The sequence below is a fragment of the Neobacillus rhizosphaerae genome (genome assembly GCF_937468385.1).
In the GTDB taxonomy this organism is placed as follows: domain Bacteria; phylum Bacillota; class Bacilli; order Bacillales; family Cytobacillaceae; genus Neobacillus; species Neobacillus rhizosphaerae.
The window spans coordinates 129529-152499 of sequence record NZ_CALBWS010000002.1; the positions used below are offsets into that span (position 1 = coordinate 129529).

At 37.9% G+C, this 22971-nt stretch carries 22 protein-coding genes and 1 pseudogene; 8 read left to right on the plus strand and 15 right to left on the minus strand.

The annotated features are described in order from the left end of the window. Window positions 1-10: 10 nt before the first annotated feature. Window positions 11-952 (minus strand): LCP family protein, encoded by a 942-nt coding sequence (locus tag M5A78_RS03370; protein WP_248733876.1) that lies wholly within the window; start codon window positions 950-952, stop codon window positions 11-13. 368 nt (window positions 953-1320) lie between these two features. Here M5A78_RS03370 and M5A78_RS03375 point away from each other — a divergent pair, with 368 nt between their 5' ends. Then, window positions 1321-1686 (plus strand): hypothetical protein, encoded by a 366-nt coding sequence (locus tag M5A78_RS03375; RefSeq protein WP_248733877.1) that lies wholly within the window; start codon window positions 1321-1323, stop codon window positions 1684-1686. A 19-nt stretch (window positions 1687-1705) separates the two neighbouring features. On the opposite strand, the gene M5A78_RS03380 is transcribed toward M5A78_RS03375, so the two are convergent. Continuing rightward, window positions 1706-2278: a competence protein ComK gene (locus tag M5A78_RS03380; RefSeq protein ID WP_248733878.1), complete on the minus strand. Its 573-nt coding sequence runs from the start codon at window positions 2276-2278 to the stop codon at window positions 1706-1708. Between the two features lie 193 nt (window positions 2279-2471). Here M5A78_RS03380 and M5A78_RS03385 point away from each other — a divergent pair, with 193 nt between their 5' ends. The 3 genes and pseudogenes from M5A78_RS03385 to M5A78_RS03395 all read left to right on the plus strand — a co-directional run. Further along, complete coding sequence (locus M5A78_RS03385) at window positions 2472-2708, plus strand: IDEAL domain-containing protein (RefSeq protein ID WP_248733879.1); 237 nt, start codon at window positions 2472-2474, stop codon at window positions 2706-2708. A gap of 371 nt (window positions 2709-3079) precedes the next feature. Continuing rightward, window positions 3080-3310: a hypothetical protein gene (locus M5A78_RS03390; protein ID WP_248734022.1), complete on the plus strand. Its 231-nt coding sequence runs from the start codon at window positions 3080-3082 to the stop codon at window positions 3308-3310. Continuing rightward, window positions 3213-3503 (plus strand): annotated as a pseudogene (locus M5A78_RS03395) (transposase); the annotation flags it as partial. The gene M5A78_RS03390 and the pseudogene M5A78_RS03395, both read left to right, overlap by 98 nt. Window positions 3504-3768: 265 nt before the next feature. Here M5A78_RS03395 and M5A78_RS03400 read toward each other — a convergent pair. The 9 genes from M5A78_RS03400 to hemE form a co-directional block, all read right to left on the minus strand. Continuing rightward, on the minus strand, window positions 3769-5043 hold the full coding sequence (locus M5A78_RS03400) for a M48 family metallopeptidase (RefSeq protein WP_248733880.1): 1275 nt from the start codon (window positions 5041-5043) through the stop codon (window positions 3769-3771). Window positions 5044-5170: 127 nt separating this feature from the next. After that, window positions 5171-5947 carry an enoyl-CoA hydratase-related protein gene (locus M5A78_RS03405; protein WP_248733881.1) on the minus strand — a complete coding sequence of 259 codons (777 nt, stop codon included), beginning with the start codon at window positions 5945-5947 and terminating at the stop codon, window positions 5171-5173. 144 nt (window positions 5948-6091) lie between these two features. Then, window positions 6092-7654: a fatty acid--CoA ligase family protein gene (locus tag M5A78_RS03410; protein WP_248733882.1), complete on the minus strand. Its 1563-nt coding sequence runs from the start codon at window positions 7652-7654 to the stop codon at window positions 6092-6094. A gap of 140 nt (window positions 7655-7794) precedes the next feature. Further along, complete coding sequence (locus tag M5A78_RS03415) at window positions 7795-8784, minus strand: lipoate--protein ligase (RefSeq protein WP_248733883.1); 990 nt, start codon at window positions 8782-8784, stop codon at window positions 7795-7797. 16 nt (window positions 8785-8800) lie between these two features. Beyond that, the gene (locus tag M5A78_RS03420; protein WP_248733884.1) at window positions 8801-9535 is read right to left on the minus strand and encodes an MBL fold metallo-hydrolase; all 735 of its coding nucleotides are present in this window, start codon (window positions 9533-9535) and stop codon (window positions 8801-8803) included. 120 nt (window positions 9536-9655) lie between these two features. Beyond that, the gene (locus M5A78_RS03425) at window positions 9656-11899 is read right to left on the minus strand and encodes a YhgE/Pip domain-containing protein (RefSeq protein ID WP_248733885.1); all 2244 of its coding nucleotides are present in this window, start codon (window positions 11897-11899) and stop codon (window positions 9656-9658) included. 280 nt (window positions 11900-12179) lie between these two features. Continuing rightward, the gene (gene hemY, locus M5A78_RS03430) at window positions 12180-13622 is read right to left on the minus strand and encodes a protoporphyrinogen oxidase (RefSeq protein ID WP_248733886.1); all 1443 of its coding nucleotides are present in this window, start codon (window positions 13620-13622) and stop codon (window positions 12180-12182) included. 37 nt (window positions 13623-13659) lie between these two features. Continuing rightward, on the minus strand, window positions 13660-14595 hold the full coding sequence (hemH, locus tag M5A78_RS03435) for a ferrochelatase (protein ID WP_248733887.1): 936 nt from the start codon (window positions 14593-14595) through the stop codon (window positions 13660-13662). Window positions 14596-14773: 178 nt separating this feature from the next. Continuing rightward, window positions 14774-15820 carry a uroporphyrinogen decarboxylase gene (hemE, locus tag M5A78_RS03440; protein ID WP_248733888.1) on the minus strand — a complete coding sequence of 349 codons (1047 nt, stop codon included), beginning with the start codon at window positions 15818-15820 and terminating at the stop codon, window positions 14774-14776. Between the two features lie 250 nt (window positions 15821-16070). Here hemE and M5A78_RS03445 point away from each other — a divergent pair, with 250 nt between their 5' ends. Beyond that, window positions 16071-16568, plus strand: a complete 498-nt coding sequence (locus tag M5A78_RS03445; RefSeq protein WP_248733889.1) for an antibiotic biosynthesis monooxygenase family protein — start codon at window positions 16071-16073, stop codon at window positions 16566-16568. A 238-nt stretch (window positions 16569-16806) separates the two neighbouring features. Then, entirely contained in the window at window positions 16807-17979 is a 1173-nt protein-coding gene (locus tag M5A78_RS03450; RefSeq protein ID WP_248733890.1) for an amidohydrolase, read from the plus strand. 21 nt (window positions 17980-18000) lie between these two features. On the opposite strand, the gene M5A78_RS03455 is transcribed toward M5A78_RS03450, so the two are convergent. The 3 genes from M5A78_RS03455 to M5A78_RS03465 all read right to left on the minus strand — a co-directional run bounded on the left by M5A78_RS03455 (window position 18001) and on the right by M5A78_RS03465 (window position 20769). Continuing rightward, complete coding sequence (locus M5A78_RS03455) at window positions 18001-18726, minus strand: EcsC family protein (RefSeq protein WP_248733891.1); 726 nt, start codon at window positions 18724-18726, stop codon at window positions 18001-18003. 98 nt (window positions 18727-18824) lie between these two features. Then, window positions 18825-20036 (minus strand): ABC transporter permease, encoded by a 1212-nt coding sequence (locus M5A78_RS03460; protein WP_248733892.1) that lies wholly within the window; start codon window positions 20034-20036, stop codon window positions 18825-18827. Beyond that, window positions 20029-20769 carry an ABC transporter ATP-binding protein gene (locus tag M5A78_RS03465; RefSeq protein WP_248733893.1) on the minus strand — a complete coding sequence of 247 codons (741 nt, stop codon included), beginning with the start codon at window positions 20767-20769 and terminating at the stop codon, window positions 20029-20031. Before M5A78_RS03465 ends, M5A78_RS03460 begins: the two co-directional genes overlap by 8 nt. 601 nt (window positions 20770-21370) lie before the next feature. Here M5A78_RS03465 and M5A78_RS03470 point away from each other — a divergent pair. Both M5A78_RS03470 and M5A78_RS03475 read left to right on the plus strand, forming a co-directional pair. Continuing rightward, window positions 21371-21790, plus strand: a complete 420-nt coding sequence (locus tag M5A78_RS03470; protein ID WP_248733894.1) for an HIT family protein — start codon at window positions 21371-21373, stop codon at window positions 21788-21790. A gap of 146 nt (window positions 21791-21936) precedes the next feature. Then, window positions 21937-22464, plus strand: a complete 528-nt coding sequence (locus M5A78_RS03475; protein WP_248733895.1) for a tryptophan transporter — start codon at window positions 21937-21939, stop codon at window positions 22462-22464. A gap of 68 nt (window positions 22465-22532) precedes the next feature. On the opposite strand, the gene M5A78_RS03480 is transcribed toward M5A78_RS03475, so the two are convergent. Then, the gene (locus M5A78_RS03480; protein WP_248733896.1) at window positions 22533-22721 is read right to left on the minus strand and encodes a hypothetical protein; all 189 of its coding nucleotides are present in this window, start codon (window positions 22719-22721) and stop codon (window positions 22533-22535) included. Window positions 22722-22971 lie beyond the last annotated feature (250 nt).

Below are 22971 nucleotides of genomic sequence, written 5' to 3' on the forward strand. Positions count from 1 at the left end.
TTGAAATTTACTATTGTATAATAAATTGGTGAAGTGCCTGTTTATTTTTTTCGACATCAATATCCAAAACGGCTCCTTCCCCTTTTATTCGTGGTTCAGTAAAACTATTTTCAACTGGGATTCTTAGAGTGGCCATCGTGCCCTTTTTATTGGAAAAGAAGTCCTTACCAATAAATAACATATCCGAAGTAGCCATGTTTGTATTTACGTATGGACTGAGGACACCAATTAATTTTGGGAGTTTGGTAATCGTTTGGAAGCCACTTAATTGGTCTCTAATCGCCTTGATTGCCTTTTGCTGACGTTCCACCCTTCCAAAGTCTCCAATAGCATCATGACGGAAGCGAACATAGCCAAGCATTTGTGTACCATTTAATTTTTGCAGACCGGGCTCTAACGTCATATAAATATTTTTCTCCATTTTTTTCTCAACATCTATTTCTACTCCATCTGGGAAAGCTTCATCAATCAGTTGAACAAACCCTTGAAAATCCACAATGGCGTAATATTGCAGGTCAATATCAAAATTCTGTTTAATCGTCTGCCTCATTAATTCCGGGCCCCCGCTGGCAAAGGCAGAATTAATTTTATGCTTGCCATGACCTGGGATTTCCACGTAACTATCTCTCATAATAGAAGTAAGCTTAAAAGTCCCTTTATCTTCATTATAATGAGCAATCATGATCATATCTGCCCGGGCCTTTTCTTTTCCCCGTGCATCGCTTCCAAGCAATAGGATATTCGTGTCTCCATACTGATCCTTTTTTCCTTCAAATGTATAGACAACATTTGCTTGTTTTTTATCCTTATTTATCTTGTTTAATGATTGGTTTACTCCTTGTTTATATTGGAAATAAGCATAACCTGCCACTGCACCAATTAATAGTAAGAATACAAGCAAAATGGACGTCCATCTTCTCTTTTTCCTATTTTGATGTTTATCTGCTCTCATTGTTTATCACCCATTCGCTATATTTTTAAACTTCACCTATATATGACTGTTTTTTCTTTTTCAAGGTTTCTTCATTAAATTCATTTTCCCCTTTCATATATCCTTCTATTAATGAAAACTTTCTCATATATTGGCCAATTTTTGCAATAAAGAAGACTCGACGATGGTCGAGCCTTTGTCGGTTCATGAGACATAGTCACACTTATGCATTCAGAATTTATGAAAATAACTTCTGATTAGCCCCAGAAAGCCCACCAATTGTCGACAAGCTTTTGTAAAAGAAAAGTTCTATTGCTTTTATCGGTTCCTTTTAGTAAAATTATATAGGAACATTTGTTCGAAAATTATAGAAAGGTGCGGATGACAGGATGACCAGAATTCCTGAGGATGATCGTGACATCATGGAGAAGGCTTTATATTTACCGATGCTTCTAATCGTCTTAAACCGAGATTTGGCTGTTGTGGAAAATAGCCCATTTAAATTAAAAAGGCCTTATTTAGATTTAATTGAGGAAACAATGAAGGACGTGCAAGGGGAACTCTCTGAGGTAAAACAGTATATGAAAAAGAATAAACTTCAAGTCATTGAAACAAAACGGGACGATGCCTTTACGATGTATATGTTTATTTATAAAGGGTATGAAGAAAACCATAATTACTTTAATCCAAGAATTCGCAACAAGGTTCAAGAATTAATGGAGACTTATTTATTAAAAAAACATCTATCCCGTTAGCGTTTGAAATAAATAGTACTTATTTATCTTTCACATAAAAATCACTATCGTATTTATGAGAGCTTTCTGAAGTATGTGATAACTTAGTCCTGTTCAAAAAGTAAAATAACTTCCTCTCATTTTTTTCTATTCTTTGCAATATCTTTGTTTTTAATAAAGAGGTCTTTAACATTTGATGCTCAATCGTAGAGTATGGCACTTGAAAGTGGTGGGATTGTTTATTTTGGAAAGTGATTAATGTCTGGTGTGGTCCAATGCGGATATAATTCTCAACATGTTCGTGTGAAATCCAAATACACTCCTTACTATTCGGTGAAATGGTAGGAAAAAAGAAGAGATGGTTGGTTGATTCAATCATAATTGGTACCTTTCGTTTATTGCCAATTATTTTTCGTGAGCCCCTCTTTCTGCTTTCATAGTTGGCCCCAAAATAATCGCAGCTATTTTTGATAATCTCCAATGGTTTTACTGGAGACAAAAATTCATCTTCGACTTCATAAATCAGGGAATAGGTTTTACTTCCGTATTCCACTGGTTGAATAAACATTGTGCATGAATTTACTTCATAATCCTCAATTTGCTTTTGCTTCAATACATTCAACTCCTTTTAATATTTTCCACCATATCTTACCACTACTGGTCTGTAATTCCATTATATTTCTAAATTGTTGCTAATTTATTCACAAAATTCATGTCAATAAAATATTTTTCAGAAAATTATAATTATTAATTGATATTAATCAAAAAAATCCATATAATAATAAAAAGCATCAGAGGTGATTTTCATGAATGAAAAATCATACACGGAATTAATGAAGCTTGGTGCCATGAAACGCAATCGAATGAAAGAGAACTTCGTCCAAGATTTATACATCGAAATGCTCTTATCTGAGGTCCAGCTAACAGTTGAAAAGGATAAATTACTGCGTAAAATTGACTTGGCCATCGATCATCGAGACAAAGGTTCATTTCTCCGTTTATCTGAACAGCTTAAAGAAATTAATAAACGATTTGGCACTTAAAACCTACTTCCACTAAACCGTCTTCGAGACGGTCTTTCTTTTGAAAAAAAAGGCTAAAGACAAGAAAATTGTCATTATCCTCAGGCTGTCGAAAAACCTTCGACAGCCTTTATTTTTTTATGCCACTTTAACATTTCAACGCGTTAATTCATTATAATATTATTAATGCGACATGTCTGTTGATTTGCGCTCCAGGCGCTTCGCTTTCCGCGGGCGTGCCGGGGAGTCTCCTCGGCGGCTGAAGCGCCTGCGGGGTCTCCCCAGCCCCGTACTCCCGCAGGAGTCTTCGCGCCTTCCGCTCCAATCAACAGGTGCAAATTCAATAATGTCCTCACACAGCCAAAAAAATAAAAAAATAAGAGGTGAAATCTATGTTTAAACCAAGAGAATCTTTCCAAAGTGAATATGAATTTGTGTCTATTGATGAATTCGTTCCTGATGATCACCTCCTTCGTTTGATTGATAAATATATTGATTTTTCGTTTCTTCTTGAAAAAGTTCGCACTTATTCAATGTACACGTTCAAAAAATATGGTAAAAGTTGTAACACGACATGTATGGGAGGAGCACAAGGAAAAGGTAAGGTTAAATCACTTATCTAAATCGGGAAAATTGCTTTATAAATTTAGAAAGGAAAAAATGGAGCGAAGCTTCGTAGACTCAAAAGAGCTGCATGGGCTTCGCTACTGCCGGTTACGGGGATTAGAGAATGCAAGTGAACAGGCTCTCCTTACAGCAGCCTGCCAAAATATAAAAAAGATTGCGACACACTTAGCCAGGTTAGAAAAAGTGTGATGCAATTCTTTTGGTTGATTTGCCACCCTGTTGATTGGAGCGGAGGGCACTCGACTCCTGCGGGATATAGAGGTCACGGGAGACCCCGCAGGCGCCTATAGCGCCGAGGAGGCTCCCGGACCTCCCCGCGGAAAGCGAGTGCCCGGAGCGGAAATCAACAGGCCAGTTAGCAGGGCCAATCCATTATAAAAAAATTGCCAAGAAATATACCCTTTCTCGACAATCTGGGACTAAAGACAAGAAAATTGTCATTAGCCTTATTTTTTTATTCCTTGTTTTGATGTTTAATTTCGTATTCTTCCAGCTTGGAAATGCGATCAAGCATGGAAGGATGAGTATACCGGAAAATTTTAACTAATAGTGGTGGATTCACCTGACTAAGTCCAGACCTGGTTAATTCCTGAAAAGATGTAATCGCTGCTTCGGGATTTTTGGTCATTTCAATCGCGTATCTGTCAGCTCGTGTTTCCTCATAACGAGACGCGAGATTTGTTAATGGACTTGACGCAAACAACAGCATGGACAAAACAATAAAAAATAACGGAAGTGAACGAATATCACTTACATCTGCAATTCTCAGTTCCTTCCCCCACCGGACTACCACCCAATTCATCAGCCTATAGGTCAAATACAGCCCTAGCAATGAAAGAAGTAGATAACCGCCAATTCCAAAATAAATATGTTTCTCGACATAATGGCACATTTCATGGGCCATTATAAATAAAATTTGATTATCTGAAAGTTTGTTTAATGTCGTATCCCAAAGGACAATCCTGGCATTGGAGCCAATTCCCGTTACATAGGCATTTAATGCATTCGTTTTATCTGCCATATTTACTTCAAATACATGCTTGGCGGGAATCTCCGCCTTATCAGCCAGTGTCAAAATCTTCGTTTCCAGTTCCTTATTTTTCAAAGGATAGAAATCATTGTATAATGGGTCTATGACCACTGGCTGAAGGAACATCATAAATAGTGTAAAGGGGACAGATAAAAGCCACCCATAAAGCCACCAGCGCTTTTGACTTTTCTTCATCAGCCAGTATAAAACCGGAACAATGATTAACCAGGTCCCATAATTAATCCAAAAGTCAATTAACTCATCCTTCATCCAGGAGGCAAAGGTTTGGGTTGAAATATGATACGTCTTTGATAATGAATAACTAATATAATTTAAAGGAAATGTTGCTAAAAAGGCAAAAAAGGATAACCAGATCAGATAAATGGCTATTTGAAGCAGCCTGTACTTAGTGGACTTCTCTGCCCAGCGCTTAAATGCCTTTGAAAAACCAAATAATAAAATAAGGAAATAAAAAAGCCATTCGAACGGAGTCGATAAGAAAAACAGAAGGTTCCTTATTTTCGAATACTCCTCGCTCAACATCAGTTCTCTTCCATTTAGAAATGTAGTTGGGTCAGCTTTTGTCCCTGCATATTCAAATGGCAATTTTGATTCGCTAAAATAAAATATATACCAATAAAAAAATAATCCATATAGGACAAAGGCCAAAACTACGTAGACCCCCATTTTTCTTACCATGATTTGTCCTCCTTTGTGTACAGCCTCTCTATACTTAGTTTAGTTAAAAAAGGAGGAATTAGAACACAAAAAAAAAGTCAGCAAAACAGAGGCTTTTAAAACAAAATAAATATGGCGGGCGTAATGTTTATTTCCCTTTAAAGACAGGTTTCCTTTTTTCAGCAAAGGCTTGTAGGGCCTCAATTCGATCTTCGGTTGGGAGTGTCACCTCATATGCCTTTTGTTCAATCTGCAGCCCTGTATTTAAATCTGTATTCATTCCGTTTTTTATCGCAAACTTTGCTTGCTGTAAGGCAATAGGTCCATTTGCAAGCAATTGCGAGCAAAAGGTCAAGCTCTCATTCAATAAATCTTTCCTATCAACAACCCTCGTAAGAAGTCCAAAATGGAAAGCATCCTCGGCTGTAAGCCGGCGTGCGGTTAAGATGAGCTCTAACGCCTTCGCCTGGCCTATAAGTCTAGGAAGCCGCTGTGTCCCACCAGCACCAGGAATAATCGCAAGACTGGTTTCGGTTAGACCCATTAATGCTTCTTTTGCCGCGAAGCGAAAATCACAGGCCAATGCAAGCTCCATCCCGCCGCCAAAAGCAAAACCATTTATGGCCGCAATAGTTGGCTGTGGCAGATGATCAATCGCATTAAAAACCTCATTAATTTTAAACAAATTCCGTTTCACTTGCTCATCCGTTAGGTTTTTTCGCTCTTTTAAATCAGCACCGACACTAAAGGCCTTCTCACCCGATCCACTAAAAATGACCGTCCGAACATCCGGATTAATCCGAATATCTTCTACCTTCTTTTGTAATTCAAGCAGGGTTTCGTAATTAAAAGCATTGAGTGCATCGGCACGATTAATGGTTACTAGAGCTATATGATTATCTATTTCAAGTAAAATTTGCTCCACTTTTTGCTTCCCCCTATTATGTCTGTTTTCAAAAGGCAGGCTGGTTCAGCCTGCCTTTTTTTAAAGATTAGAAAGTATAAAATTTTGACTTTGAGAAATGGCCTGCTCCAGGGGCCGATAAGCGGGCGCCCTGGGCTCTTCTTATTACTTCCCAACTGTTTGAGTTACTTGAGCCTTTAAGGCACGTCTTAAAATTTTCCCAGTAGTATTCTTTGGAAGCTCTTCTATAAACTCAATCGATGATGGAACTTTATATTTAGCTAAGTGCTCTTTACAATATTCAAGCAATTGCTCCTTGTTTAGTTCAGGGTTTTTACTGACTACATAAGCACTTACGGCCTCTCCTTGGTTAGGGTCTGGAACACCAACAACGGCCACTTCTACAACATCCGGATGTTCGTAGATAACTTCTTCCACTTCACGCGGATAAACGTTGTAACCACCAACGATGATTAAATCTTTTTTTCGATCAACAATATAGAAATATTCCTCTTCATCCATTTTAGCGATATCACCAGTATAAAGCCATCCATCCCGGATAGCTGCCGCGGATTCTTCAGGCATATTATAATAACCCTTCATAACGTTCGGGCCGCGGACGATAAGTTCGCCCGCCTCCCCAACCGGGACTACCTCACCAAGTTCATTAACGATTTTGTTTTCAACATTTAGAATTGAGGTTCCGATTGAACCGGGTTTGCGCGGACGGTCGAGCGGGTTAAAGCATGTAACAGGTGATGCTTCAGATAACCCGTATCCTTCGGAAATCATGACATTAAATTTTTGTTCAAAGTTCTTTAATAAGGCAACCGGAAGTGATGCCCCTCCTGAAATGCATAACCGCAAGGATTTCAGATCATCAGGATTTCCTTCTGGAAATTGATAGAGAAAATTATACATGGTTGGAACGCCGGCAAAAACAGTAGCCTCATATTCTTTTATTAGCGCAAAAATTTCCTTTGGACTAAATTTAGGTATAATTAACATGGTTGCTCCAGATACTAACGGTGCATTTAAGGAAACTGTTAAGCAAAAAACGTGGAACATCGGCAAAGCCGTAACGACTCTGTCATCATTATTCATTTTTAAATATACGCCGACATCCTTGGCATTACTGTATAAATTCTTATGAGTTAACATCGCACCCTTTGGTTTTCCCGTTGTTCCAGAGGTATAGAGGATAATGGCTGTATCATCCTCCTGCAGCTTAGGACCATGGAAAGGTAACTCTCCTAAAGAAACTACTTCTGAAAACGATTTCATTTTTGGGTAGACCGTAAGATTTTCAATTTCTGCTTGTACGATGCTATTTGGCTTCGTTTCACAAAAAACATAATGCTCAATTTTCGGCAGGAAGGCGTGCATTTTTTCAACTAATGGAATCGCTAAGTCAAGTGCTACGACCGCTTTAACGTCACCATTATTTAGAATATAGCCAATTTCATCTGCTGTATAAATCGGATTAATGGGAATGGCGGTTACCCCTAGCCGCAGTGCCCCATATAAGCTAATTACAAAATGTGGCGAGTTCCCTAGCAATAAGGCAACATGATCCCCTTGTTTGATCCCTAACTTTTCAAGACCTGAAGCAAATTTTGAAATCGCCCCATCCAATTCTGCATACGTACTTGACTGACCCATAAAATAATACGCTGGTTTTTCAGCAAATTTCTTCGCTGTTTCATGGAACTGTTCTGATAGATTCATAATTCCCCTCCCCTAGTGAATGAATATTCATTCACTGATTCGTAAAAATTTTCTAAATATATTATATTGCTAGAATCTTAAGTATTCAAGCGATATAACAAAAAACACGATGATTTTTATCATCGCGCTTTGGTTGCTTCTTAGTAAATTAAGTTAATCAATTCTTCTTTTGAAATATTTCCGAAATAATAAGTTGTGTCAATATCCTTAAGTGTTGCTTCCAGCTCACTTTTTTCATAACGAGTATTTGTCAACTTATTCTCAAGTTCACTAACATCGCCTACACCAAAAAAATCACCGAATATTTTACAGTTTTCAATCAATCCTTTGTTAACCTCTAAGCAGACATCAATAGAACCAACTGGGAAACGGTGGGTGTGCCGTAGATTGAATTTCGGCGATTTTCCGTAGTTCCATTCCCAATTTTGATAACGCTCTTTTGATAGCTCTTGAATCTTTTCCCAATCGTCTTCTGTTAGCACATATTCTGGAATTTCTTCCTGACCTTCAAAAATGTATTTAAGAATCAGCGACCGGAATTCCTCGATTGTTATTTTCTCGGTTAGAAACTCAGAAATATTAGCAACTCGACTGCGGACTGATTTAATTCCTTTTGACTCGATTTTATCCTTCTTGACCTTCAAGGCTGATACAACATGATCCATTTCAGAATTTAACAGCAGGGTACCATGGCTGAACATTCGTCCCTTTGTTGAAAATTGCGCATTTCCGGAAATTTTCCTTCCCTCTACCTCGATATCATTCCTGCCACTGAGTTCTGCATTGACACCTAATTTTTTCAGTGCTGCAATGACCGGTTCAGTGAATTTGCGGAAATTATGAAAGCTTTCCCCATCATCTTTCGTAATAAAACTAAAGTTCAAATTGCCAAGGTCATGGTATACCGCTCCTCCACCAGACAACCTGCGAACAACGTGAATCCCATTAGCCTCTACATACTCTGTATTAATTTCTTCAATCGTGTTTTGGTTTTTTCCAATGATAATCGAAGGCTCATTTATGTAAAATAATAAATATGTTTCATTAATATCAAGATTTTTCAATGCATACTCTTCGATTGCAAGATTCATGCGCGGATCGGTAATGCCTTTATTATCGATAAATAACATACGATTCTTTCCCTTCTTATAGTGAAATAGGTTGAAATTCATCTGCAAGCTTAATTATACCAGTAAATTCACTGGATGCCTCACTGATTAAATCAGATAGATTTCCGTAATGAGGCAGATGGGTAAGAATCAACTGTTTTACAACGGCAATTTTCGCTAGCCGTCCTGCCTCAATACTATTCATATGACCTGCCGACTTGCCGTTTTGATGTCCGTAAAAATTGCATTCACATAATAAAATATCAGCCTCTTTACTAAATTCTATTAATTCTTCTTTAAAGGAGCCGTCAGCAGTGTAAACAATCGTTTTACCTCCTACTTCGATTCTCATTGCATAGCAGGGGACAGGATGGTCTGTTTTGAGAAATGTTACTTGAAAAGGACCTACAGATAAAATGCTATTGGTATCATAAGCGATCCCTTTTGTGATAGTTTTATAAGTTAATTTAGTAAATTCATGTTGGTCATATTCATGGCTATAAAGTGGTAGTGTAGGGAATTCCTTTCCTAACAATCCTTGAATTAATCTTGAATGCTGCAGGACACCAATATCGGCAATATGATCGGGATGATAGTGAGAGATAATCACTGCATCCAGTTCTTCAGGTTGGATGATAGTTTGCAACTTAGAAAGAACACCACTCCCACAATCGATTAATAATTGAAATCCTTCATGCTCAAGTAAATAGCCAGAACTTGCCGCATTCTGCTTCGGATAACCACCCCAAAATCCTATAACAGTTAGTTTCATGTAAATACCTCCAAAATTTTTAAACATCTATTCCTAATATACGCAAAAATTGCTATCTTTTCATGATTCAATAAAAAAGATGAAAAAAACCAGCCGAAATCAAGACGGCTGGTAATAAACTTATTCATTAACTAAAATATTATTTTGTTGTTTATATTGATGTTTATGTTTCATTGTAAAATACGCTATTGTTCCAAGGGCAAATACAAGTAAGAAAGTAAATAGAATCATGAAATTTTGCCACATGAAGCTAAAGTCACCACTCGAAATAACTGCCTTAAAGCCTTGAACAGAATAAGTCATCGGCAAGAATGCATTAAAATGCTGTAAGAAGTTTGGTATTAATTCAAGTGGGAAGGTTCCAGCACTTGTTGTTAATTGGAAGATTAAAATGATAATCGCAAGAAAACGTCCTGCATCAGCAAATATCGAAACAAGGAGCTGAATTAACGCAACAAACGTTAAACTTGTGATCACCGAAAACAAAATAAACATCGGAATACTTTGTACATCCAGCCCTAACCATGCAAGGAGAATAATGTCTGCCACTATGGCTTGGACAATCCCAACAGCGGCCATAATGGAAAACTTACTAAGAAACCAGTTAAATCCACTTGAAGGCACAACCGCAGTATCACGGAGCGGGAAGACAATCGATAAGAGCAGTGCACCGACAAACAAGCCTAGTGAAAGGAAATATGGTGCAAATCCGGTTCCATAGTTTGGTACATGATTAATTTTTTCATTTTCGAGTTTTACTGGATCAGCCATCATATTGTAAGTTTTTTCATCTGAATGAACTTTTGAAGCATCTTTTGCCCCATCTGCAAGCTTATCAGCTAATTCCTTGGCACCGTCGGAAAGCTTGGATGTTCCGTCTTTTAGTTGCCCAGAGCCATCAGCTAATTGCCCAGCACCAGAAGTAATCGCTACTGAACCTGCTGTTAATTGATTCATTCCATTTGTAAGATCAGAAGCACCATTCTTTAATTCATTTGATCCATCAGCCAATTTACCAGCTCCAGATGTAATCCCAGCGGAACCCGCCGACAAAGCGTCGATTCCGGATTGAAGTTCTTTTTGACCGCTATTGATTTGATCAATACCTGCTAATAATTGATTAAAATATGGATCTGTTTGACTCTTAATCTTTTGGTCTAAACCATTTGTTGCATTTATTAATTTTTCATTAACGCCTGTTTTAAATTGTTTAAAGCCTGCATCAATTCCAGGAGTAAGCTTTGCTTCGATGCCAGCTTGCACCACATCCTTCGATGGTACCGGTTCTGCTGTCATAATTGCATTTACAAGCTGTGGAGAAACCCCTTTAGCTATTAATGCGTCAGAAAGCTTCTTCATTTTTGCTGTTTGCTCTGCAATTGTTTGGTCTGCAATTTGTGAGGCCAGAGACTTCGTTAACTGCGTTTCAAACTGGTCAATCCCTTTATTAAGCTCCCCGACACTGCCAGCTAATTCTTTTTGAATTCCTTCTGCTACTCCAGTTGGCAGCTCAGTTTTTAATTGTTCTGCACCGGCTGCTACCTGATTCGTTCCAGCTATTAACTTAGGCATGTTAGCTTTTGCTGATTTCATCCCGTTGTTAAATTCAACAGATTTTCCAGCTAAGGTGTTAAGACCATTTGATAATTCGTTTGAGCCTGCCGCTAGCTTGTTAGAACCGGCATCTGCTGATTTCATCCCATTGTTAAATTCTATGGATTTTTCAGCAAGGGTTGTAAGACCTTCCTTTAAATCCTCAGTACCCTTATTTAATTCAACGGAACCATCACTTAATTGCCCAGCACCATCACTTGCTTTAACCACCCCATCAGCAACCTCGGTAATTTTGTTAAACATCGTTTCAGCGTACGTCTCGGTTACTTTTTCAGCAACAGCCGTTTTGATTTTCTCTGCAGCCGAGCCGCCGATTTGCGCTGAAAGGAAGTTAAAGCTTTCGTTTGGTGTATAGATCAGTTCCAATTTTTTCGGCTTCTCATCCAATAATGTGGTTGCATTTTTGGAAAAATCTTTTGGAATTTCGATGGCCATGTAATATTTTTGGTCTTTTAATTTTTTATAGCCTTCATTCTTGTTTACAAATTCAAAACCAAAATCTTTACTTTCCTTTAAGTTAGAAACTAAATCATCACCTAGCTTTAGCTTAATCCCATCAAGTGTTGCACCCGCATCATTATTAATGACCGCAACCGGCAGTTCGTCAAGCTTGTCATATGGATCCCAGAAAGCCCATAAAAACATTCCAGCATACAAAACAGGGACAAACATAACGGCGATGATGGGAATCAGCACTTTTTTATTTTTGAAAATCGTAAATAGCTCTTCTTTTAACAAGATGTTTTTCACCTCATTTGCCTCCTTTTTAATTATTGACCGTTTTGTTCATTTGGTCATTTATCTTCTAAAAATAAGGATTATCTTGAGGGACAATCCAATTAAAAACCATTTATCTAGACTTAAAACGCCCAATAATGACCATTTGAACATTTCGGTCAGTTAATACTTTAAGAGTATACATCTAATTTTATTTGATGGCAAGTAAAAAAAAGCGGAAAACCCACGGAGGTTGACAATTTCTCAAAATCGAATTTTTAATTCTCTTATTTATTAAAAAAAGAAGCTGACATTAATGAACAGCTTCCTTAGATAAATCATTCAATTTTAAAAACTTTAACACAGATTGGACGGCGTCCTCTCCTTGATCAATGCAATCAGGAACACCAACACCACCGTATGAGGAACCTGCTAAGAATACCCCTGGTAACTCCGTATTTACTTGTTCCAGAATAGCTGCTAGCCGCTGTTTGTGCCCTACCGTATATTGCGGCATAGAATTATTCCAACGGGAAACAATCGAGAATTCTGGATTCATCGTTATATCCATGGTTTTCTTTAAGTCATCAAGCACAATCTTGATGATTTGATCATCAGAAAGGTCGACAATTGTCTCATCACCTGCTCGACCTACATAGCAACGGAGCAATACTTTTCCTTTTGGAGTAGAATGAGCCCATTTTTTATGTGTCCAAGTGCAAGCAGTGATGGAATAATCGCTGTTTCTTGAAACAACAAATCCCGTTCCGTCTATATCCTTCTTTATTGCTTCCTGAGGAAAGGCTAAAGCTACAGTTGCAACGGAGGTTGACGGAACTGTTTTAAAAGGATCAAAAAAACGATATTCTGAAAACATCATTTGCGTTACTTTGTGAGGGGTGGCAGCAATAATAGAATCTGCCTTTACCGTTTCCCCATTATTAAGGTAAATTTCATATTTTTGATTTACCTTTGTAATTTTTTCAACTCGGTGTCCCTTTAATATAGACTTAGGATCCAGTTTTGCTTCAATCGCTTCAGCAAATGATTGAAGCCCGGTTTTGAAGGTTAAGAAACCCCCATTTGTTTTTTCCTTTTGATCGACTTTTTTTGGTTTGGAAGGACTAGATTTTTTCATGCCTATGATCAGGCTTCGGTATTTCTGTTCAACCTCATAAAATTGTGGGAAAGTGGACATTAGGCTTAATTGATCAATATCTCCAGCATAAATACCTGATAATAATGGTTCAATTAAATTTTCAACCACTTCATCGCCTAGTCTTCTTCTAAAAAACTCACCTAATGATTGGTCTTTTCCACTTTCTGACCGAGGTAGAATTAAATCAGCCGCAGCTCTTAGTTTACCGGGAATGGAAAAAAGACCTGTTGTCAAAAATGGTCTTATCTCCGTTGGAATTCCCATGATCGAACCACCGGGCATTGAGTGAAGTTGCTCGTTAACGAGAACATACGATTTACCCGTGGAATTAGGAACTAATTTATCATCCATTCCGACTTCCTTTGCCAGTCTTATCATGCTTGTTTTCCGAGCCAAAAAGGAATCTGGTCCTCTCTCTATCGTGTAGCCATCCCGGACAACGGTTTGCATCTTACCTCCGAGACGGTGCGATGCTTCGATGAGTTCAATTTCGATGGGGAGTGAATGCTCTTGAACAGTTTTTTGAAGATAAAAAGCTGACGTGAGCCCAGTTATTCCTCCCCCAATAATGACAACCTTCTGTTTGCCTTCCGTCACGGACGTCACCTTCTTCCATTTAATTCCTTATAAAAACTCATTCCATCGTCATTTTGAGGACGACAGCTGCCAGGCACTCAACAAACTCTTCCTTGGCATTCGGCATTTCTGGACGATAATAGCTTGCTCCTATTTCATCCGTTACATTTTTACATTCGAAATCATTATCATATAGCACTTCAAGGTGGTCACAGACAAACCCTACAGGTGCATAAACGAATGCTTTATAATGATGCTCTCTAAATAAATCCCTTGTTAAATCCTGAACATCGGGACCTAACCAAGGTTCTGGAGTGTTTCCAGCGCTTTGCCAGCCAATTTGGTAATTTTTAATTCCAGCAAGTTCGGCAATTAAATCAGCCGTTTCCTGTAATTGTTTTGGATAAGGGTCTTGGAATTGTAAAATCTTCTCTGGCAAGCTGTGTGCCGAAACAATAAGTACAGCCTCATCTTTTTCTTCTTCCGGCATCTGTTCGAAGATTTGTTTTACTTTCTCCGCCCAATATCCAATAAATTTGGGTTCCTGATACCAGCTCTCAATCGTTCTTATTTTTAATTCGCAGCCCAACTTTTCTGCTTCCTCTAGAGCTCGTCCATTGTACGATTTTACGCTGAAGGTAGAAAAATGCGGTGCAAGAACGATACTTACGGCCTCTTTGATACCGTCATCATGCATTTTTTTTACGGCATCCTCAATAAATGGTTCAATGTGTTTTAACCCTAAATACATTTTGAATTCGATTTGATCTTGGATATTATTTAAATATTCTTCAAGCTTTTCTGCCTGTTCTAGGGTGGTTTTTCCTAGAGGAGATATCCCGCCTATCGCTTCATATCGATTACGAAGCTCTTCAATCATCTCAGGAGTTGGCTTTCTGCCATGACGAATATGCGTGTAATATCTCTCTAAATCCTCTAATTTATATGGGGTACCGTATGCCATTACTAGCAATCCCATTTTCTTTTTTATCATATTTCGCACCTCATTTTAAGTCTCTTCCTGATTGCCTTTTCCTTTTTAGTTAAAAAAGGGCCATTAATCTACAAATCAGTACCTCTACTAATTATCCTAATGACCCATAAAAAGCAACTCATATTATTGTGCCAAAAAATTGGACTACTTACCAATTAAAACACTTATGAATGAGAACTTAACGACTTAATTTGGAAGCGGAATACTCATGAATGAATGAAGCTAATTTTTTCAATGTTTCTGGATTAACGGATGGGAATACACCGTGACCTAAATTAAAGATATAGCCATCCTGAGCCATTCCTTGATCTAATATAGCTTTAGCTCTTTCCTCAATGACTTCCCAAGGAGCTAAAAGAATCGCTGGATCCAGGTTACCTTGAACCGTTTTATGAATGCCCATTGCTCTAGCTTGATGAATCGGCAGGCGCCAGTCTAAACCCACAACATCAAGCGGAAGGTCATTCCATTCTAATGCAAGATGGCTTGCTCCAACACCGAACATGATTAACGGAACATTTTCTTCTTTTAGCGCAGTAAAGATTCGATTCATAACAGGCTTGATGAAATAACGGTAATCCTCAACATTCAATGCCCCTACCCAAGAATCAAAAATTTGGATTGCCTTTGCTCCTGCGTCTATTTGCGACTTCACGTATGTAATGATCATATCGCCTAGTTTATCCATTAAAGCAAACCATGCTTTTGGCTCTGTGTACATGAAGGCCTTTGTCTTATTATAATTTTTCGAAGGTCCGCCTTCGATCATATAACTGGCAAGGGTAAAGGGTGCACCTGAAAAGCCAATAAGCGGCACAGACAATTGCTCTTTAGTTAATAACTTGATTGTATCCAAAACATAGGGAACATCTTCTTCAGGATGAATTTCACTTAGTTTTTCAACATCGGCTAGAGAACGGATTGGATTATCAATAACCGGTCCAATTCCACCCTTAATTTCAACATGCATCCCCATGGCTGGAAGAGGTGTCATAATATCTTTGTATAAAATCGCTGCGTCAACGTTATACTGTTCAACAGGTAAACGAGTGACATAAGCGCAAAGTTCGGGCTGATGCGTGATTTCAAATAATGAATACTTTTCTTTAATCTCTCTGTACTCAGGTTGTGAACGCCCTGCTTGGCGCATATACCAGACAGGGACGTGATCTGTTTTCTCTCCTCTTGCTGCTTTTAAAAATGTTTCATTAATAGGTCTTGTCATGAATAAAGTCCACCTTTCAAAGACATGTCTGTTTTCCATTTTAATATATAAAACCTAAATTTAAAAACTCTGGTTATATGTAGACTGTCTCCACTATATCTATTAATCCTATTTGTGTATAGATAACGATAATAACTGTCAAAAAAAAGTCGTTTTTAGCGGTATAAATTTGTTTGATTTAACTGTAAGAATACTGGAAAATAATTAGTATAGACTAGTAGAAAATCAAATATTAAGGGGGAATTTTCATATGAACGTCTATATGACCGCTGGAACGTTCGATTTTTTAAAAAGGATGGAAACCAACTATCCAAGTGAAGCAATGGTGACAATGGTCAATGAAAATGGAGCGTTATTACTTCATGAAACAAAAGGGAAAACCTTATTTAAAGAACCACGTCGCTATGAATTGCTGGAAGGAAGCGGTGAAATTAAAAAAGAGGGCTTTGTGGTCATACAAAATATTCCTGTGGCAGAAGAAGGTCGCCCCGTATTTGAACATCAAATGAAAAATCGCGTAAAAAAAGTGGAGAATGAGTCAGGATTTAAATTTTTCCGAGTCCTCCGCCCTTTATCTTCCAATACATACGTCATCATGACTGTGTGGGACAATGAATTATCTTATCAAAAATGGCAAAATTCCAAGACTTTTTTTGTAGCCCAACAAAAGAAAGATTTCATGAAAAACCAGCAGCCAAAAATTTTCGAAAGCGCTTCATACGTAAGTAAATATTCGATCACTGAATAGGCGTTCGTACAACTCTGGTAAGACCAGATCTTGTTCCAGTTATGATAAGCCTCCTTGTAACCACGATAGCGTCGATGTTATTGATATAAATGATGAGAGGCTGAAAGTGTCGGCCTCTTTTTATATGACAGTAGCGTTCTAACATACTTTTAAAAATAAAAACATAAAATAATCAAATTAATAGCAGAAAGTGTTAAAATAGTTTGAAAAAACAATTAAATGGATTGGAGGATAACAAATGCTAGACATGTTGTTTACTAAATTAGAAGCTTCTTATGAAGATATGGTCTCTATCCGGAGATACCTGCATCAGCATCCGGAATTATCCTTTCAGGAATATGAAACGGCAAAATATATCCAATCCTTTTACGAAAAGTTAAATATAGAAGTAAGAGGTAGTGTGGGTGGCAATGGTGTTGTTGCAAGGGTATATGGCAGCAAGCCAGGTAAAACAGTTGCATTGCGAGCAGACTTTGACGCATTGCCCATCCAAGATGAAAAGGATGTTCCCTATAAATCATTAGTCCCCGGTGTCATGCATGCCTGTGGGCATGACGGCCATACCGCAACTCTTCTTCTACTGGCAAAAGCATTAAATGAACTTAAAGACCAGCTTAAAGGAACGTATGTCTTTATTCATCAACACGCGGAAGAATATGCACCGGGCGGGGCAGCAGCAATGATTAAGGATGGTTGTTTAGATGGCGTCGATGTTATTTTTGGCACTCATTTATGGGCCAGTGAACCAACCGGAACCATTCAATATCGGACAGGTCCGATCATGGCAGCGGCAGACCGATTTGAGATTGAAATCCAAGGAAAAGGGGGACACGGTGCCGAACCCCATAAAACGAAGGATGCGATTGTAACAGCTTCTCAGTTAGTAGCTAATCTCCAACAAATCGTCAGCCGAAGAGTCAATCCCGTAGAAGCTGCTGTCGTCACGGTTGCCTCCTTTACGGCCCAAAACGCCTTCAATGTGATTGCTGATAAAGCAAAGCTTGTAGGGACCGTTCGTACCTTTAATGAAGAAATTCGAACATTCATTGAGGAAGAAATAGACAGGGTCATCCATGGTACTTGTTATTCGTCCGACAGTACCTATATTTATGATTTTGTAAGAGGTTACCCAGCAGTGGTCAATCATGAAAAGGAAACGGAGTTTTTGATTGGCTGTGCCAAACACGTGGCCGAGGTAAAAACAATCACAGAAACGAAAATGCATATGGGTGGAGAGGATTTCGCTTTTTATTTACAAAATGTTCCGGGAACGTTTTTCTTCACCGGTGCAAAACCGCTTGGTAACGCCGGAGGATATCCACATCACCACCCTAAATTTGATATTGATGAAAAGGCGATGCTAATTGCCGCAAAAACCCTTGGAACAGCAGCGATAAAAATCCACTCTTAAAATTTTAAAAACCCCTGAATGTTAGTCTTGTTCAGGGGCTTTTTGCAGCAATCTTAGGCGATAGGCGTTCATTGCCGTTTCACCTAAATGCTTTAAAAGATTATTATTAGCATAGGCACCCACAAACGCACCAATACCAGGAACAAGCTGGAGCATTTTTGCAAAATCAATATAATCCCGGTACTCTTGCTGGAACTTATGCCAATCCATTTCAACAAGAACCTGTTTGCGGCTTTCCCAATTTTCAATATCGGATAATGTTTTCCGACGAATTTCATCACTGGAAAAAGCAAGCTGAAAAACATGAAGAATAAATAACCGTTCTCCATAATCCTTAGTATCGAAACCGTAAACGGATGCTGCTTCAAACAGAAATTTCATCTTAATCGAAAGCAGTAACGGAAAGTCAGCTAGACCAAGTAAAATTCCCCCTGCTCCTGTACCTGCTCCCTCGACCACTGCTGTTTTCTGATAGGTAGAAATTTTTTTGCGCGCCAATTCATCTCTTTCTGCAAGCGTTAATCCACGAGCCTGATCTTTATTTGTAGTAGCCTGGGAACCGAACAATGTGGCTTTTACCATCGCTTTAATACTCTCCGTCATCACCGCATGAACCTTCTCAGGAATCCATTCATTTATTTTCCCTTGTGCTTTTTTCGATAATCGATTCATCATTCCCGAACGTCTCGTTAGTTTCCGTTTCCAATCCACTACTTCCTCGTAAACCTTTAATTCATATTCATTCATTGTGCCCCACCTTTCTCAATAATCTATGCTTAATTACACGCTTGGACTCGGCCAATGTTTCAAAAAAATCTCCCTTCGACCTGAAAGGAGATTTTCTACTATACCTTTAACCGATTTTTGCTGTATAGATATACGAATAAATAGCTAAACAAAGCACCTGCCACTAATGCAAGCAGCGCAATGACCATTTCGCCTTTAATAAGGATAAACAAGGCAAATATAACAGTTTGAATTAATAAAATTAATATTAATAGTAAATGGAATGCAGAAATTTTAAACTTTGGGGCAACGGGATATAAGTCAATCCAAAGCTTGTTTTGGTGATGATTCCAAAGCGGTAACAGTTGAAACCCGGTCAAATATAAAAATAAAACGCTAAGCAAGATTTGACCCAAACCAAAGGATATAAAATATATACCAAATATCCCAATGAGAGTTAACCGGATAAAGAGTCCTAGATAATCAGAAGAGCGCAAAAATGCTCTCGAAAACAAATAAAGATAGGTCTTGTCCTGAGAAAAGGCCATCTGATTAATAAAAATGTCAAGCCATTTTCGTCTTTTGACAGTAGCCTTTAATTGAGGCACATCAGTAAACATGTTTGCAAGGCGATAAAAGGAAGCCATTCGTTTCTCTTCCCCACCAATTAACAAATCCCATTTAAGACCCATTTTTCTAGTTCGAACAAAAAATGAACGATAATAAAACGCCATCACTACAACGATTAACAGCAGGATGAGAAGGTTTGCTTGTTTAAATAGTAGATACGTAAACGTTACATTAATGAAATAACGTACGACCATGTCCCAGCGGTAAACTGAGGGCTGGACAAAATAGTGGATTCTCCAACTAGCAGCCATATTCCAGGATTTAACGATTAACAAGACAAGCAGAAAGGGGAAAAATAAACGAAAACCACTGCTATTAATATGGGCATACATTGGCATTAGTACCGCTAGAACCATCAATAGAATATACCCTTGAAAAGCCAGACTTATTACACCAGAACGAAGGAAATATCTCTTTAATTTATTTTCCAACGGGATTAAAAATACCTGATCTGCTTCAAGCAGAAAGTTATAAATAGGACTGTATGTTAATAATACCCCGATAAGAATCGCGATAACGATTTCTGCTGGAAAACCTGTTGAGAGAGTTACAAGCCATTTTTGATAATAAAAGGCTGCAGTTCCAATTAGAAATAACAACACAATGACAAGATGGCCATTAAATATGTATCGTAAATATCTCCCTAAATCCTTTACACGACCGCCTGCCCGGTCCTTCCAAAGTTTGTTATCATCAAACATAATTTTCTTCCTTCGTCAATTGAATATACAAATCATCTAATGATGCTGATGGCATTAAAAATTGTTCTCTTAACTCCTCAATTGTCCCTTTAGCGTGGATTTTCCCCTCATGCAGGATAATAAAACGGTCACAATATTTTTCCGCCGTGGCCAGAATATGTGTCGACATTAAAATACCTGCCCCATTTTCTTTCATTTTTCTCATCAAATCGAGAAGCGATTGAATCCCAAGTGGATCAAGGCCAACAAACGGTTCATCGACGATATAAAGCGATGGCTGGACAAGGAAGGCACACATAATCATCACCTTTTGTTTCATCCCTTTTGAAAAATGTGCCGGGAACCATTTTAATCGTTTTTCCATTCTAAATTCAGATAGCAGGGTAGTAACGCGCTCTTTATAAAGGGACTCATCTAAACCGTAAGCCATAGCGGTAAGTCGCAAATGCTCTTCCAATGTCAGTTCCTCATATAAAACAGGAGTTTCCGGAACAAACGTAAACATTTTACGATAGGCTTCTTTGTCTTCGATAAAGGATTTCCCCTTTATTTTTATCACCCCTTGGTGCTGCTCCATTAATCCGATAATATGTTTAATGGTTGTACTTTTCCCCGCCCCATTCAAACCAATGAGTCCGACCAGCTCACCCTCCTGAACTTCAAAGGAAACATCCTTTAAAACAGGATTCCTTGTATAACCCCCAACAAGATTTTCAATTGATAATAAAGACATTTGCAACGTCCTTCCGTAACATGATTATGATTTTCATTTTATCAAATTGTGGACGATAAAAATAGGAATTCACTTTTTCGATACTTTTTGTATATTTCTTTCACTAGCGGACATCATAATATTCGAAGGGGAAACAACTTACTTCGATGAAGAAATTCATCAAAACTTGAAATGAGGTGTCTGTTAAAGACAATTTCTTTTCAAACAAGTGAGCTTCCAATCGTTTCAGATAAGGGGATGGTTGTTTTGTACAATGTGCATGCTAACCATTTTGAGTTCAAATAACACCAACTGTTTATCCTAAAAAATAAACAAAAAATGAGGTGTTTACCGCAGATCGCTACCCGTTTTTATAAGTTGGGAAACATATAAAAACTTTAATAGGGGATGGTCAGCTTGAACAATGATGTCTCTTTTTAAAAAACACTCTTTGAAAAATGAGGTGTTTATCAAAGAACACTCCTAATTAATCATACCTTTTGAAGCATTTCCCCTTCGAGAGGGCAGGATTCCATGCGGATCCTGCCTTTTTCTTTTTTACAACATTTTCGAGATGTGTGGTAAAATAATACAAACATTTCTAGAAGGGGTTGTGTATCAAATGAGTGATTGTATTTTTTGTAAAATTGTTAACGGAGAAATACCTGCAGCAAAAGTTTTTGAAAACGAGCATGTCTTAGCCTTTTTAGATATCAGTCAGGTGACCAAAGGACATACCCTTGTTATCCCCAAGATACATAAGGAGAATTTATTTGAATTAACTCCTGAAATTGCGAGAAATGTATTTGAAGTAATACCTACTATTGCCAATGCTTTAAAAAAGGAATTCGAACCTGTCGGATTAAACACAATCAATAATAACGGGGAAAAAGCAGGACAGTCAGTCTTCCATTTCCATTTGCATTTGATTCCACGGTATGGCAATGGCGATGGATTTGGAGCGGTTTGGAAAAATAACCAAAGTGATTATTCACCACATTTACTGCAAGAAATGGCAGCTAATATTAATAAGCAGCTATAATTCTTCGATAACAATAAATTATCTGAAAATTATATCTTTATTAAAATAATATTAATATGTTATAATGATTGTAAGTTTTTCGCTGCAGGCATGAGCGCACTGCAGGAGGAACTAAATCGCTTAGAAGAGCAGAGGAGAGATGAGAAATGAATACAAAAAACCTTGTAATTTTATCACTATTAGTGGGGATTGGGGTAGTTCTGCACACAGTAATGCCAGCATTCCTTACCATTAAGCCAGACATGATGTTAGCAATGATGTTTTTAGGGATTATTCTTATTCCAGAAATTAAAAGTGTTATGCTTTTAGCCATTGTGACTGGAGTATTGTCAGGCTTAACAACCGGGTTTCCTGGTGGAACAATTCCGAATATCATTGATAAGCCTGTGACTGCTTTAATCTTTTTCGGTTTGTTTTTAACTCTAAAAAAATACATCAACCCGATTGTTTGTGCTGGTGTATTAACAGCCGTAGGAACATTAGTTTCAGGTTCTGTCTTTTTAATCGCAGCCTATTTCCTTGTTGGTTTACCTGGTCCCTTCGCCGCACTATTTGCAGCAGGTGTTTTACCCGCTATCGCTCTTAATACCGTAATTATGGTTATTTTGTACCCAATAGCTCAATCCATTTTTAAAAGAACTAAATTTACATCACCTTCCGTCATTCAAAAATAATGTACGGGATCCTTTTTAAGAAAAGAACCCCCTGGGTTCTTTTCTTAACTTCAAATAAGTTGATTCTATTAAAAAAAGGACAGTATGAAAGCAATTAGTAAGCATATCCCTCCGCCACCCGCTAAAGCTGCAACTCTCTTCTTTAAAACTTGTTTGGGTGGATAAACACCGGGTCTTTTTAGGTCAAAAATATATTTACATGTAACCAAAAAGAGAGTCGCACTTAAGATAAAAAACATCACAGTTATACTCTTCATTTTTATCCTCCCACTAGATTCAAAGATTCGAACAACCGTTGTAATTATATATATGTTTTACCGTCCATTCCTATGAACAAGGTATCTTTTACTCACAGTGATTTACTAATATAAAAAGTACTCGGGATTGAAAGAAACTGTTCAAAAACGGAAGAAGAAATTAAAATATAATAAATATCCTAATGAATTAAGGAGGAATAAGCAATTTAAAGCGTAAGATGTCAAAAAATTATAAATTTCAATAGTAATT